Source organism: Reichenbachiella sp. (assembly GCF_033344935.1).
Classification (GTDB): domain Bacteria; phylum Bacteroidota; class Bacteroidia; order Cytophagales; family Cyclobacteriaceae; genus Reichenbachiella.
Window position 1 is genome coordinate 2,019,635 of sequence record NZ_JAWPMM010000001.1, and the last position, 14,125, is coordinate 2,033,759.

A 14,125-nucleotide genomic window follows, 5' to 3' on the forward strand; every position below is an offset into this window, starting at 1 on the left:
GACAGCGTGAGCTGAATCCTAACAAAATAAAAAATGAAAGAATTGAAGAATATACAGTTAATTAATCCTGTAACCCTCAGCTTACTATTGTTGCTGGTTATGTTCGGAACTGAGTGTGGGTCCAAAGTGAATACTCAAAATTCAGTGGCTAATGCTGAAGAATTGAAACTAAAACTTTCCCTGGCTGCTCCGGGTGATACCATCATATTGGCCAACGGCGAATGGAAGGATGCCGAGTTGGTGATAAAAGCCAATGGTACTGAAGAAGCGCCAATCGTGGTGATGGCTGAAACATTAGGAGGAGTACAATTAACAGGAGCTTCAAACTTAAAGTTAGCTGGAGAATATGTAGTAGTCAGTGGCTTGCATTTTACCAATGGGTACACACCTACTGCTGAAGTGATTTCTTTCAAAATCAAAAAAGACCAACTAGCGAACAATTGTAGAATAACCCAAACACTGGTGGAGAACTACTCCAATCCAGAAAGACATGAAAGTGATTATTGGGTCGGTATGTACGGAAAAAACAACCGATTTGATCACAACGCCCTAGTAGGCAAAGGAAACAAAGGAGTGACCATGGCTGTGAGACTCAACTCACAAGAAAGCCTTGAAAACAATCACTTAATCGATCACAACTATTTTGGTCCAAGAGAAAACTTAGGAGCCAACGGAGGGGAGACTTTGAGAATAGGCACCAGCCATTATTCGCTATCCTTCTCGAATACACAAGTCATCAATAACTACTTCGACCGTTGTGATGGCGAGCATGAAATTATCTCAAACAAATCATGCGGAAATTTATTCAAAGGCAATGTGTTCGACGAATGTGTAGGGACATTGACCTTCAGACATGGCAATGAAAATACAGCCGAAAGCAATGCTTTCTTCGGTAATGGAAAGCCACATACTGGTGGTATCAGAGTTATCAATGAAAAACAAAAAGTATTAAATAATTACGGCTACGGCTTGACAGGACATAGATTCAGAGGCGCAATGGTTGTAATGAACGGAGTACCTAATTCACCGATCAATAGGTACAATCAGGTCATTGATTCGGAAATCAATAACAATACCTTCATCAACTGCGATTATGTACAACTATGTGCGGGTAGCGATGAGGAGAGAAGTGCTATTCCACAATCCACTTCTATTTCAAACAATATTTTTTGGAATGAAGCCAAGGATGATGTGTTTACTGCTTACGATGATATTTCTGGAATCAGTTTTAATGATAATATTATTAGTCCCAATATTAAACCTATAGCTAGTGGTTTTAAGGGAGTAGACGCAGAATTGACTAAAAACCAAAATGGAATCTATAGCCTAAACGATGAATCTATTACTGCGGGTATAACAGCAGACTTTTCAGTGGTTTCGAAAGAGGCTACTGGGCCTTCGTGGTACACTAAACCAAAAAATAGCAAGACTTTTGGCTATGGTAGAAATGTAGCTGTAGAAGAAGGAGCCAATCTTTTTGATGTAATGAAAGATGCTAGGGCAGGAGATGTATACACCCTGGCTGGTGGAGAATACTTGCTAGAAAAGAAAGTGCCTGTTAGCGTACCTATCACGGTTCAGTCGACTGAAGGTGCTGTTTTGAAGTTTGAAAAATCAAACTTATTCGTCATAGAAAATGGTGGAGCACTCCAAATGGAAGGGTTGGTCATAGATGGTGCTGAATGTCCAGATTATGCTGGCAACGCAGTGGTATCAACTAGTCGATATTCCATGAATAAGAATTACAAATTGTTCATCAACAACTGTGAGTTTAGAGATCTGGATGTCAACCATTCATTCAATATCCTTAGAGTGTATAAGAACACTTTCGCAGATAGTATCCTCATTGAGAATTCTAAGTTCAGTGATGTGAGTGGTACGATTCTGGAGTTGAATCAGGAATCTGATGATATTGGCATCTACAATGCTGAATTCGTGATTTTGAATAACAACTCATTCAAGAATATAGGTAAAGAGATTGTAAACCTGCACAGAGGAGGAAGTGACGAAAGTACTTTTGGACCGCTACTTTTTATTGATCATTGTTCGTTTGAAAAGGTGGGTTATGGACCGAAAAATAAAGGAGGTAAGTCATTCACGCTTCATGGCGTACAAAAAACCATGATATCGAATTCCGTATTCGATGACATTAAGACTTTCGATATTTTTCATACGGTGGGAGAGCCTATCACAAAGATATCTGATTGTAATATCGACCAATCAAAGCTGGCCATCAGCGATAAAACAGCCACATTGTCCAATCTCAAATTGGCTAAGAATGCCAAAGGTAGTGATGGTGAAAAACTAGGGTCAGCACTATGAAGATAAAGTTTTGTTATATCAGTATAGGTTTTAGTGTGGCTGTTGTTCTGTCGTTCTTCTCTTGTGTTGGAGGAGAAGAAAAGACAGCACAACAGTTCCTATCTGACAAACATCCAAGTTTAGTACTTACAGCGGCTGGTGTTGCTGACATCAAAGCCAATTTGGGCAAAGCACCTCTTTTTGATCAAACATTGGAGGCGGTAATCACTGAAGTAGATTCAGAAATTACCAATGGTATTGAAGTACCAGTTCCGAAAGATTTGGCAGGTGGTTATACGCACGAGCGACATAAGTCTAACTTTTTTATCATCCAAAAGGCAGGAGTCTTGTTTCAGATTACTGGGGATGAAAAGTACGCAATTTATGTGCGGGATATGCTTTTAGCTTACGCTGAAATGTGGCCTACCATTGGAAAGCATCCAGCAGAGCGATCGTATGCTCGAGGTAAGATCTTTTGGCAATGTTTGAATGATGCGAACTGGTTGGTGTATGCTAGTCAGGGATACGATTGTATCTATGACTGGTTGGATGTAGCCACTAGTGAAAAATTGAATAAGGAATTATTCAGACCTTATGCTGAATATATTTCTATTGAGAACCCACAGTTTTTTAATCGAATTCACAACCACAGTACTTGGGGAAATGCTGCCGTAGGTATGATTGGCTTGGTTATGGAGGACGAAGAACTGATCAACTGGGCGCTGTATGGATTGGATATTCAGGTGCCAGGTGATATTATTAAGGATAACGATGGGGGCGATATACAATTGGATGGACAAAAGGAAGCAGGGTTCTTAGCACAGATAGATCACTCTTTTTCTCCAGATGGCTATTATACCGAAGGGCCATACTATCAGCGATATGCGATGTATCCATTCTTGATTTTTGCACAGGCTTTGGCTAACAAGAAACCGGAACTTAAAATATTAGAATACAGAAATGGCCTCCTTATTAAAGCCATTTATGCGTTGATCAATCAGACTAATTCTGCAGGAGAATTTTTCCCGATCAACGATTCGCAAAAAGGAATGTCATTGGCTTCTCGAGAATTGGTAAATGCTGTAAGTATGGCTTATGCGTTTGGAGGTAATGATCCTGGACTATTGTCAATTGTAGAACAACAAGGACGAGTGCCATTGAATAACACAGGCATGGCTTCAGCAAAAGGAATAGCAGAAGGTAAGGCTCAAAAGTTTGAATACAAAAGTTTGGAGTTGACTGATGGGGCTAATGGTGACGAAGGAGCTATTGGAATCATTCGGTCGGAAGACTTGACTTTGATGATGAAATATGCAAAACACGGAATGGGGCATGGTCACTTCGATCGTTTGGGCTTCTTATTGTATGACGAAACGGGCGAAGTGATTCAGGACTATGGCGCCGCACGCTGGGTAAATATAGAGCATAAAGATGGAGGAGGTTATCTCAAAGAAAACCATAGTTGGGCGAAAGAAACAGTAGCTCATAACACGCTTGTAGTAGATAAAGACTCCCATTTTGACGGGAATGTCAGGGAGGCAGACAAAACTTCTGGAACTCCTTATTACTTCTTAGGTGAGGGCTCAGTGCAGATTGCCAGTGCCAAGGAACTGAACGCCTATAAGAACATAGAAATGCAAAGAACTATGGCTGTAGTAGATATTGAAGAATTAGAAAATCCATTGGTGATAGACTTGTTTTCAGTGCAAGCACCAGAAGGGACTAGGTATGACATGCCACTTTATTATATGGGAGAGTTCATGTCTTCTAATCAGAAGTTTGAAACCAACAACGACCTCAGCCCACTAGGACAGAATGACGGTTATCAGCATCTGTGGGCAGAAGCACAGACAGGTTTGGTGGGTGATGTATTCAGTATGACTTGGTTCAATAGTAAGAAATTTTATACGATTACCTCTGCAGTTGAAGCTGGAGATGAGGTGATTCTTACAAGAATTGGGGCCAATGACCCGAACTTTAACCTTAGACGAGATCCTGGTTTGATCCATCGTAGGAAGGGTGGTAATACACTTTTCGCAAGCCTTTATGAAGCACATGGTAGCTATGATTACGCATCAGAGCGCCCGATAAACTCATTCACTTCTGTCGCTAAACTAGAAGTATTGCATCAATCAGCATTATATGTGGTAGTTGGATTCACACTCAAAACTGGCGAAAACTATCAGTTTGCTTTTTCACTAGCGGATAGCAGTGAAGCAAGCAAACATGGAGTGAAAACTTCAGAGGGGCTATTAGAATGGAAAGGGATTTACGATTTTAAAAAATACGATTAATAATTTAATGGAAAGAAATAGCGAAAAATATATCCTGACAAAGGAAATGGAATGGGAAGAACTTGGTGGAGGGGTTTCCCGAAAGTTTCTCGGATACGACAATCAAATCATGATGGTGTTGGTGAAGTTTGAAAAAGGAGCATTAGGCACACCACATAGCCATTTCCATACACAAGCTACTTACTGTGTAGAAGGTAAATTTGAATTTGAAATAGACGGAGTCAAGCAGATAGTATCGGCAGGAGATGGTGTGTACATAGAGCCGAATTTAGTTCATGGTGCCGTATGCCTGGAAGAAGGGATGTTGATCGATACATTCAGTCCGGTTAGGGAGGATTTTCTTTCTGGGGAAGGCGTATCCTATTTTGGAGATAAAGACTAAACAAGGAAAAGATGAAAATAAAAGGACTGAGATGGTGGATTGTTGGGCTAGTGTGTCTTGCCACGGTGATCAATTATATTGACCGTTCCGCACTGGCGATTATGTGGCCAGATATTTCCAAAGATTTAGGAATGACCAAAGCCGATTATGCCATTATACTAAATGTGTTTTTGGTAGCCTATGCAGTCGGTCAATCTCTCTCTGGAAAAATGTTTGATAAAATAGGAACACGATTGGGTTTCGTGGTTTCTATTACGGTGTGGGGTTTAGCCACAGCCATTCATGCTTTTGCACGAGGGGTGGTTTCCTTTAGCTTTTTCCGAGTATTGTTAGGTTTAGGCGAAGCGGGCAACTGGCCTGGTGCTGTAAAAAGTAACGCAGAGTGGTTTCCAGTGAAAGAAAGGGCATTTGCTCAAGGAATATTCAACTCAGGAGCCGCATTGGGATCTATTGTAGCCCCTCCTTTAATCGCCATTGTATGGGTGATGATCGGTTGGAAAATGACATTTGTTTTGCTTGGTCTCTTAGGATTGGTATGGATTATTCCTTGGTGGATCATGAACAAAAATGTGCCAAGCAAGCACCCATGGATTACGGATGAAGAAAAAGAACATATTCTTTCTGGATTGAACGATTCGAAAGATTCGGACGACAAACCTGGTTTGAGCATGATGCAAATTCTGTCAAAGCGAGAATCATGGGCGGTACTAGCTTCTAGGTTCTTTGTTGAGCCTATCTGGTGGTTGTTTGTAGGTTGGATGCCTATTTATCTGGCCGATGTTTATGGATTTAATGTAAAAGAGATCGGATTTTTTGCATGGGTACCTTATGTAGGTGCAGCGCTGGGTAGTTTGTCAGGTGGATATTATTCTGGTCAATTGCTTATCAAAGGAGCTAGTGTTGATCAAGCTAGAAAGAAAACGATTATGGTGGGTTGTGTGATTATGTTCTTGGGATTGGTTGCCACCATTCTAGCGGGCGATACGGCAGTGAAGTTTGTGGCCATCGTAGCCTTTGTACTCTACGGTTTCCAGTTTGTAATTAGTAATATCCAAACGATACCAAGTGATTTGTTTAGCGGTAAGTCAGTAGGCTCATTGGCAGGATTGGGAGGTACTGTTGGGATCTTTTCAGTAATCATCATGAACTTTTTGGTTCCTGTGATTACAGAAAAATTTTCTTACACGCCCATCTTCGTGATGATCGCCTTGTTTGTGCCATTGTGCATATTGTCGATTTACTTTTTTGCGAAAGAAATTAAGCCTGTAGATCAGGAAGATTAAAAGATAAATGCAGTCTGAGTTGCAGACTGTGAGTGTATAAAAGAACGGGTAGTTAATGAGATTTTTACTTGAGCCTTGGGCCAACAAGTGTTGAGTAAATCTTTCGAGAATTCACTCATTCTTCAGAGAACTTCGATGTTTTTGGAAGTTTGTTTATTGAATATGTGCCAATGAATTGACTATATCAATTCAGATAGATAAAAGAAATTGTTACCGACTTTGTCTACCGTGCTAATTCGAAAAAGGTAACCTACTTGTACCCTGGGCATGGTGTCTGCCTTCTTTGGGAAAAGAATAAGCCCGCGATTAATAGAATAACTGAATTTAAAATAGAAATATCATGGCGAAAGATAAAGTAGCGATTGTTACAGGAGCTACAGGAGGCATAGGATTTGCGGTAGCAAAAAGATTAGGTAAAGATGGATATACTGTTGTGTTAAACGGTATCGAGGATGACAAAGGAGCAGAAAGAGTAAAGGAACTTGAAGCGGAGGGAATTACAGCAGAATATTATGGTTTTGATGTAACTAACGAAGCTGAAGTGACTGAAAACATTACCAAAATCGGTGAGAAATACGGCAAAATCGACCTTCTTGTAAATAACGCAGGTGGTTTAGGTGGTAGATCACGATTTGAAGAAATGACAACTGAGTTTTACAGATTTGTCATGGCTTTAAACCTTGATTCAGTATTCTTTGCTTCTAGAGCGGCTATTCCTTTCTTGAAGAAAGGCGAGAATGCATCGATCATCAACTATACCTCAAATGCTGGTTGGAATGCTGGCGGTCCTGGAGCAGGAATTTATGGGACATCTAAAGCTGGTGTACATGCAATTACAAGAGCTTTAGCTAAGGATTTGGCTGAATACAATATTCGAGTAAATGCGGTATCTCCTGGAACGATAGATACACCATTCCATGCGCAGATTAAAGCAACTAAGCCAGAAGTATTTGCTTCTTGGAAGAACAATATTTTGTTGGGAAGAATTGGTGAGCCAGAAGAAGTGGCTTCTGTTGTTTCTTTCCTAGGAAGCAAAGATGCTTCTTTCATTACTGCCGAAACCATCCAGATTGGTGGTGGTCAGGCACTTGGAATTTAGGAGTCAGCAGAAAAAGGAGAATAATGAAGTAAGGAAGTTTCCAAGAGTAACTTCCTTACTATCAGCTCAATAGTAGGAATAATGCGATCTAATGATCTTTAATAAAAAACATGAGGGTTCAAGTATGAAAGCACTAAGTGTGATACTGATTTTGGTCAACTTTTCATTCAATTTTGCGCTAGCGCAATCGAATGAGGATTATCAATTACCCAACATTGATTTGTCTCATTGGAAAGTCACTTTGCCTATAGGAAGACCTGTGGAGGTAAGTCCTCCGGAAATTTTAGATTATGCGAATAATGAGTTGTTGAAACCATATATGTACAACGACTCCACAGATGGTAGTTTGGTGTTTTTTGCCACACCAGGGGCAACTACAAGAAATACAAAGTACTCTAGGTGTGAATTGCGCGAGCAAATGGTTCCTGGAGAGAATAAGATCAACTGGACATTTGAACAAGGAGGAAGACTCAAAGGAACTTTAGCCGTTGTAGATATTTCAAAACAAGCAAATGGCAAATTTGACCGAACTATTGTGATGCAAATCCATGGTAGGTTGACTAATGAACAAAGAGAATTTATTGGTCAAAAGGATAACAATGCCCCACCTATTCTAAAAATATACTGGGATAAAGGATACATCAGGGTGAAGACGAAAATATTGAAAGATCTGACCGCTGATGACAGACAAATTCTTAGTAAAGAGGCTTGGGGTGATGATCCTGGATACAACTTCCCATTGAAAGTTGGTAACGACCCTTTTACCTTGGAGGTGTTAGTCTCTCAAGGCCGAATGGAAGTTATCCTAAATGAGAAATACGCTAAGGTGTATCAAAACGTTCACATGAGAAGGTGGGGGGTATTTGAGAACTACTTCAAAGCAGGTAATTATTTGCAATCAAAGGATCCTGCAGCATTTGCTAAGGTGAAATATTATAATTTGGAAGTGGACCATAGTGCACAACCACCAACCAAACCAAAAAAGAAAGAGAAAAAAGGAAAGAATTAAACATTATTTGGAAGGCTATGAATAAAGTGAGGAGAATAAGTTGGGAGCAATTAATTGTTAGCATGCTGGTAGTGAGTTGTGTTTTTTTTACTGTCAGCTGTGGAGAAGATGAAGCTGATGAGATTGTAAAAAAGGCAGAGGAAACCACTGAACCTGAGGAGACAGAAGAAGAGGAGGAGAAAGAAGTTGTTGAAAGTGATTTGGTGGAAGGCGTAGACTATTTTCTACCGAATATTGATCTTAATAATTGGAAAGTAACGCTGCCAGTGGGAAATCCTACAGAAGTGGAACCACCAGAGATATTGGATTATGCTACTAACGAAACATTATTGCCGTTTATGTACAATGACTCTACAGACGGGAGCTTAGTGTTTTATACTTATCCAGGAGCAACTACAAACAATACCAAATATTCCAGAACGGAATTAAGAGAGCAAATGGTTTCAGGTAGCAATAGTACCAATTGGACGTTTGCAGAAGGAGCCTATATGAAAGGGACCTTGGCTTTGGATACTATTTCTAAAGAATCGGATGGAGACTATCATCGTACGATCATTATGCAAATCCATGGTCGTTTGACGAATGAACAGAGAGATTTGATTGGAGAAGATGACAATAATGCTCCTCCTGTACTTAAAATCTATTGGAACGATGGATATGTACGAGTGCATACCAAATACCTCAAAGATCTGGACGCCACAGATACCGAAGCTTTGCATACTGATGCATGGGGAGATCTGACAGGAGTGAACTTCGATGAAAAAGTAGATTTCGACAAGTTTACACTAGAAGTGAAAGTATCCGATGGTAAGATGGAAATAACACTTAATGATGACCAGACTATGGTCTATGATGATATCCACATGGAAAGATGGGGCATCTTCGAAAATTACTTCAAAGCAGGAAACTATCTGACAGCACTCGATGAAGATGCCTTTGCTAAAGTGAAGTATTATGACCTGGAGGTCAGTCATTAATATGAGAATTGAAAAACATTAAAAATCTCCTACTGACGGCTGGCCCCATCAAGGTTCGGTGTGGGCTGGTCGTTACTTAATATTCAAGAATAGACCTAGAGTCAAAAACAGAGTAGACTTAAAGAGCCGAAAATTTGAAGATGCAAAGAGGTACTATCCACACGTGAATACCAACCTGAATACAATCTAACCTATTGATTTAAGTACAATTTAAACAATAGTAGAGATGGAAAATTACGAAATTATGATGATGGCTTGTCAAATCGGGCTGTTTGCAGGTATTTATGTACTGGGCCAGTTAAATTTTATATCTGTCCTTGGTAAATTACTAATAGGGTGTTCGTCGTTCGCACTTTCGATTGGACTAAGTGCTTACATGTTCGGCTTGAGTACTCAACCCTTCTATTGGGCTTTATTTATTTCAGCAGGACTTGGATTGCAAGTTTTTATGCTCTACGTTTTTTTCTCAGAGCCTATCCAACGACTGAAACGTATGGTTGTCAATTGGGCTGATTTGGACATCCACGTAGTGGAAAAAGAAACGTACTTTGAGGAGAATGAGTTCGATTTTGTTGAACAAGAGCTCTATGGCTTATTCAATAACCGAAAAGTAACGCTTGATTTGGCAAAGCAAATGGCTGCCGGAAATTTGAACTCAGTGTTAGATGAATCAGCAGAAACTGATGCACTGAGTCAATCAATTTTACAACTCAGAAAAACATTAAGTGGATTCATAGATGAAACCAAGAGAGTGGTGAACAAGGCTACCCAAGATGGAGATCTTGATGCCCAGATTGAAACAGAGAATAAGCGAGGAGCTTGGAAAGAACTGAGCATGGGCATCAACGAGATGGTGAATTCGTTTTCTGGTCCATTGGGAAGAATCAATGCCATTATACGAGCGCTAGCAGGAGGAGATCTTTCATTTCGATATTCCGAACAAGAAAAAGGAGACATCTATCGAATGGCGGAAAACCTGAATCTTGCACTTGAGAATCTTGATGGGCTCATGGCTCAGATACATTTGAATACCAATATTATTGACGAATCTGCAGAAGAAATGAAAGTTTCCAGTCAGGAAATGAATACCAATACTGTAGAAATCGCTTCGGCCATCGGACAAATGAGTAATGGGGCACAAGCTCAGCTTCGTAAAATAGAGGACGCTTCAAATCTAATTGAAGGAATCTTGGCTTCATCTAATGATATGGGAGAGAAATCAGGAGAGATCAACCTCGCGGCAAAGGAAGGAGTGACAAGTAGTGAGAAGGGATTGGCAAGAATCAACGAGGTGGTAAGCAGTATGAAGGAAATTGGTGGATTTAGTGAAGCTACTACAGATACTATGCGTGTTTTGACTGATCGATCAGAGGAGATTTCGATTGCATTAAAAGTGATTACTGAGATAGCTGCTCAAACGAACCTTTTGGCGCTTAATGCGGCGATAGAAGCTGCTCAAGCTGGCGATGCTGGACGTGGATTTGCCGTAGTGGCTGATGAAATTCGAAAATTGGCGGATGATGCGAAATCTTCTGCGAAAACAATTGAAGTATTGGTCACCGATGTGCAATCTGATACGACCAAGGCAGCTAAGACCATTGGAGCGATGGCGAAAAGTGTGATGAACGGAGAAAAAAGATCGGTCGAGGCGGCTGAAGCCTTTAATGAAATTAACGATTCATCTAAAAAGACGCTGATGCTTTCCGAAGAAATATTAGCATCAAGTCAAAAGCAAATAGGGTCTATCAATGAAATTGTCGGCATTACAGAATCCATTGTCGTGATTGCCGAACAGACTGCTGCCGGCACAGATGAGGTGGCAGCATCAGCATCCGAGTTGTCTTCAGGAATGGAAACCTATCATGAGAAAGTGGAGGGTTTAGCCCAGGTGGCGGATTCATTGAAAGAAGGTTTGAGTATGGTCAAAGTAACCGATGGAAGTGTTGGAAACTCAGCTATATTCAAAATGAAGGAGGCCTACGAAAAAGAAAAATATTTGCTCGATGCCTTGCTAAACTATATGCCTGATTTGATCTATTTCAAGGATAGAGAATGCAATTTTATTAGAAACAGTATGTCGCATGCTAAGCGCTTTGGTTTGGAGAGTCCTCTGGAGTTGGTAGGTAAAAATGATTTTGACTTCTTCGGAGAAAATGCAAGAGAACAATTCGATATCGAACAGCGCATCATGGATACTCGTGAACCCATTCTAAACGAGGTAGAGAAAAAGGTGCTAAAGAATGGAGATGTGAGCTATAAGTCTAGCACAAAGTTGCCATTGTACGATCTGGACAATAAGGTGGTTGGTATTTTTGGTATTTCACGTGATGTAACGGAAGACACACTCAATAAGCAAAAAATGGAAAAAGAGATTGAACAATTGAAGGCTAATGAAAGAAAGCTTCTTGCACAGTTGAATCCTGGTTCGAACGAGGAGTTAAAGAAAACAGCCTGATTTACAAATACTCTCCCTGCAATATGACTTGCCAAGCTTGGGCAGTTTCACCTGAGTCAAGGTATTTCTGTGCTAACAGATGAAGTTCATTTTCTAAGTTTTCTTCATCGTCTGCAAAACTCTCTAGGATGGCGCTTACCTCTGGTTCCTTGGACATATTCAAAATTTCGTCCTTTGTAGGGATATGTTCCACATTGGCTAATCGACCTAGATTATTTCCAGTGAGCACTACGCTGTTTTTTACATTGTCTGGCAATTGGTCAAAACCGATACCCATGGTCGTGAGTGGTTTCGGTATTTCAAACATGGTATCCGAATTGGTTTTAGTGTACCAATTACCACCCATACGTGCGACAAGTTCTAGCCGGGTAGGGTCAATTTTCTTATCCTCCGTCAACAGGTGATCTTGAACATGAGCCATCACCACTTCGCAAATAATCAGGTTACCGGCACCTCCCTGATCGCCCATAGGTTTTACTTCCAAAACCTTACACTCAAAAGAAACAGGTGACTCTTTGACTCTAGGTGGTTTGACTTTTTCTGAGGCCACTTCAGTAAACCCCGCTTTCACAAACTCATTGACTCCTTCTCCGTATTCTGTGCTGGCTAATGACATTTGCTCTACAATAGGATAGTCCACGATGTTGATGACCACTTCGGGAACTTTAAGTACGTTTTCTAGCGTGTGCTTGGTCGTATTATCACGGACACGTCTGGCAGGAGAGAAAACAAGAATCGGAGGGTTGGCACTAAAGGCATTGAAAAAACTAAAAGGACTCAAATTTACATTTCCGTTTGCATCGATCGTGCTGGCAAATGCTATTGGTCGGGGTGCAACCGCGGATAGAAGTACAGAATGAAAGTGAGCTGTAGAAACTGACTGAGGATCAATAGAAGTCATTGTGGATTCAATGTTTAATGTTAAGCTTAAAAATAATGTTTTTTACTTGACTGTTGAAACATAGAAACTGTCAAGTAAAATAAAAAATCCCGACGGTTAGGTCGGGATCAACAACACTTAATATGAATGATCAAAGATCACTTTTGGGTAATGTTGCTCTATTTCGACGGAAGTACTTTTGCTCTTACTTCACCAAAACCAACTCGTACGCCGTCTTTGTTTCCAAATCCTTTCATCACGACCGTGTCGCCATCCTGGATAAATTTTCTTTCAGTTCCATCAGGCATTTGTACTGGCTTAGTGCCTTGCCAGGCAATCTCTAGCATAGATCCATACTGATGGGGCTCCGGGCCACTAATTGTACCAGAAGCCATCATATCCCCAGGCTTTACATTACAACCATTCACCGTGTGATGCGCGAGCTGCTGGATCATATTCCAATACATGTATTTAAAATTGGATTGACTCACAGTTTTGCTCTCGCCTTTTTCGGTTTCGATGGCTACCTCAAGCTCAATGTCATAATGGTGGTTGCCTTCATATTCTAAATAGGGCAAGACCTTAGGGTCTTGTTTAGGTCCTTCGGTTCTGAATGGCTCTAGCGCCTCTAAAGTGACTATCCAAGGAGATAGGTGAGAAGCAAAGTTTTTAGCCAAGAATGGCCCTAATGGCACGTACTCCCATTTTTGCAAATCTCTAGCAGACCAGTCATTAAAAACACATAGACCAAAAATATGATCGGCTGCATTGGCTGTAGTAATAGAATCGCCAAGTTCAGTGCCTTTCCCAACGATAAAGCCCATTTCTAACTCGAAATCCAAAAGTTTACTTGGCCCAAAAACTGGTGGCTCATCGGCGTTTGGTTTTTGCTGACCTTTGGGTCTATGAAAATCAGTTCCTGAGACAACCACAGAAGAAGACCGTCCATGATACCCGACAGGTATATGTTTCCAGTTTGGCATTAATGCATTGTCTGGATCTCTAAACATGCAGCCAACGTTAAAGGCATGCTGCTCACTCGAATAGAAATCTGTGTAGTCTCCGATTTGCACTGGTAGGCTCATCGTGAGATTTTTCACATCTTTCATGATCTTATTCCGATGAACCGTATTTTCCCTCAGACCGTTTTTTGAATGCTCTTCAAATATGCTTTGAATCCTTTCTCTCACTTTATTGGTCACTGGTTTACCTAAAGCAATGAAGTCATTCAAATATTGTTTTTCAAAGATGCCCTCTGGTAGCGAAAGACCTTTTAAGTAACCTTTTTCTTGAAGAATGGCTAGGTTGATGGCGTACTCACCAATTCGTGAGGCAGCATACCAGCCTTTGCCGTTTTCTACTATTCCGAAGGGTATATTCTGAACAGGAAAGTCAGATTCAGCGGCTACCGAAATCCAGGATTTACTCATTGTTAATGTGTTTTA

Annotated in this window: 10 protein-coding genes; 8 read left to right on the forward strand and 2 right to left on the reverse strand. The window is 40.6% G+C overall.

The annotated features are described in order from the left end of the window. Window positions 1–33: 33 nt before the first annotated feature. From R8N23_RS08670 to R8N23_RS08705, 8 genes are all read left to right on the forward strand, one after another. Window positions 34–2,322 (forward strand): polysaccharide lyase 6 family protein, encoded by a 2,289-nt coding sequence (locus R8N23_RS08670; protein WP_318171190.1) that lies wholly within the window; start codon window positions 34–36, stop codon window positions 2,320–2,322. Continuing rightward, window positions 2,319–4,595, forward strand: coding sequence for a heparinase II/III family protein (locus R8N23_RS08675; RefSeq protein ID WP_318171191.1), 2,277 nt, complete (start codon window positions 2,319–2,321; stop codon window positions 4,593–4,595). Before R8N23_RS08670 ends, R8N23_RS08675 begins: the two co-directional genes overlap by 4 nt. Before the next feature lie 7 nt (window positions 4,596–4,602). Beyond that, window positions 4,603–4,977 (forward strand): cupin domain-containing protein, encoded by a 375-nt coding sequence (locus R8N23_RS08680; RefSeq protein WP_318171192.1) that lies wholly within the window; start codon window positions 4,603–4,605, stop codon window positions 4,975–4,977. Between the two features lie 11 nt (window positions 4,978–4,988). Next, entirely contained in the window at window positions 4,989–6,260 is a 1,272-nt protein-coding gene (locus R8N23_RS08685; RefSeq protein ID WP_318171193.1) for an MFS transporter, read from the forward strand. 340 nt (window positions 6,261–6,600) lie between these two features. Next, on the forward strand, window positions 6,601–7,359 hold the full coding sequence (locus R8N23_RS08690) for an SDR family NAD(P)-dependent oxidoreductase (protein WP_318171194.1): 759 nt from the start codon (window positions 6,601–6,603) through the stop codon (window positions 7,357–7,359). A gap of 124 nt (window positions 7,360–7,483) precedes the next feature. After that, window positions 7,484–8,368, forward strand: coding sequence for a polysaccharide lyase family 7 protein (locus R8N23_RS08695; protein ID WP_318171195.1), 885 nt, complete (start codon window positions 7,484–7,486; stop codon window positions 8,366–8,368). A gap of 17 nt (window positions 8,369–8,385) precedes the next feature. Continuing rightward, window positions 8,386–9,345, forward strand: coding sequence for a polysaccharide lyase family 7 protein (locus R8N23_RS08700; RefSeq protein WP_318171196.1), 960 nt, complete (start codon window positions 8,386–8,388; stop codon window positions 9,343–9,345). Between the two features lie 226 nt (window positions 9,346–9,571). After that, a complete protein-coding gene (locus tag R8N23_RS08705) occupies window positions 9,572–11,800 on the forward strand; it encodes a methyl-accepting chemotaxis protein (protein WP_318171197.1) in 2,229 nt (742 codons plus the stop codon). 1 nt (window position 11,801) lies between these two features. Here the strand turns inward: R8N23_RS08705 and R8N23_RS08710 are convergent, their stop codons facing one another. Further along, the gene (locus tag R8N23_RS08710; protein ID WP_318171198.1) at window positions 11,802–12,701 is read right to left on the reverse strand and encodes a flavin reductase family protein; all 900 of its coding nucleotides are present in this window, start codon (window positions 12,699–12,701) and stop codon (window positions 11,802–11,804) included. A 158-nt stretch (window positions 12,702–12,859) separates the two neighbouring features. Beyond that, window positions 12,860–14,110, reverse strand: a complete 1,251-nt coding sequence (gene fahA / locus R8N23_RS08715) for a fumarylacetoacetase (protein ID WP_318171199.1) — start codon at window positions 14,108–14,110, stop codon at window positions 12,860–12,862. Between the last annotated feature and the right edge of the window lie 15 nt (window positions 14,111–14,125).

What these genes read in the sequence shown, in the direction of transcription:
- R8N23_RS08670 (WP_318171190.1), top strand. Translation starts at nt 34, where the DNA reads ATGAAAGAATTGAAGAATATACAGTTAATTAATCCTGTAACCCTCAGC.
- R8N23_RS08675 (WP_318171191.1), top strand. Translation starts at nt 2,319, where the DNA reads ATGAAGATAAAGTTTTGTTATATCAGTATAGGTTTTAGTGTGGCTGTT.
- R8N23_RS08680 (WP_318171192.1), top strand. Translation starts at nt 4,603, where the DNA reads ATGGAAAGAAATAGCGAAAAATATATCCTGACAAAGGAAATGGAATGG.
- R8N23_RS08685 (WP_318171193.1), top strand. Translation starts at nt 4,989, where the DNA reads ATGAAAATAAAAGGACTGAGATGGTGGATTGTTGGGCTAGTGTGTCTT.
- R8N23_RS08690 (WP_318171194.1), top strand. Translation starts at nt 6,601, where the DNA reads ATGGCGAAAGATAAAGTAGCGATTGTTACAGGAGCTACAGGAGGCATA.
- R8N23_RS08695 (WP_318171195.1), top strand. Translation starts at nt 7,484, where the DNA reads ATGAAAGCACTAAGTGTGATACTGATTTTGGTCAACTTTTCATTCAAT.
- R8N23_RS08700 (WP_318171196.1), top strand. Translation starts at nt 8,386, where the DNA reads ATGAATAAAGTGAGGAGAATAAGTTGGGAGCAATTAATTGTTAGCATG.
- R8N23_RS08705 (WP_318171197.1), top strand. Translation starts at nt 9,572, where the DNA reads ATGGAAAATTACGAAATTATGATGATGGCTTGTCAAATCGGGCTGTTT.
- R8N23_RS08710 (WP_318171198.1), bottom strand. Translation starts at nt 12,701, where the DNA reads ATGACTTCTATTGATCCTCAGTCAGTTTCTACAGCTCACTTTCATTCT.
- fahA (WP_318171199.1), bottom strand. Translation starts at nt 14,110, where the DNA reads ATGAGTAAATCCTGGATTTCGGTAGCCGCTGAATCTGACTTTCCTGTT.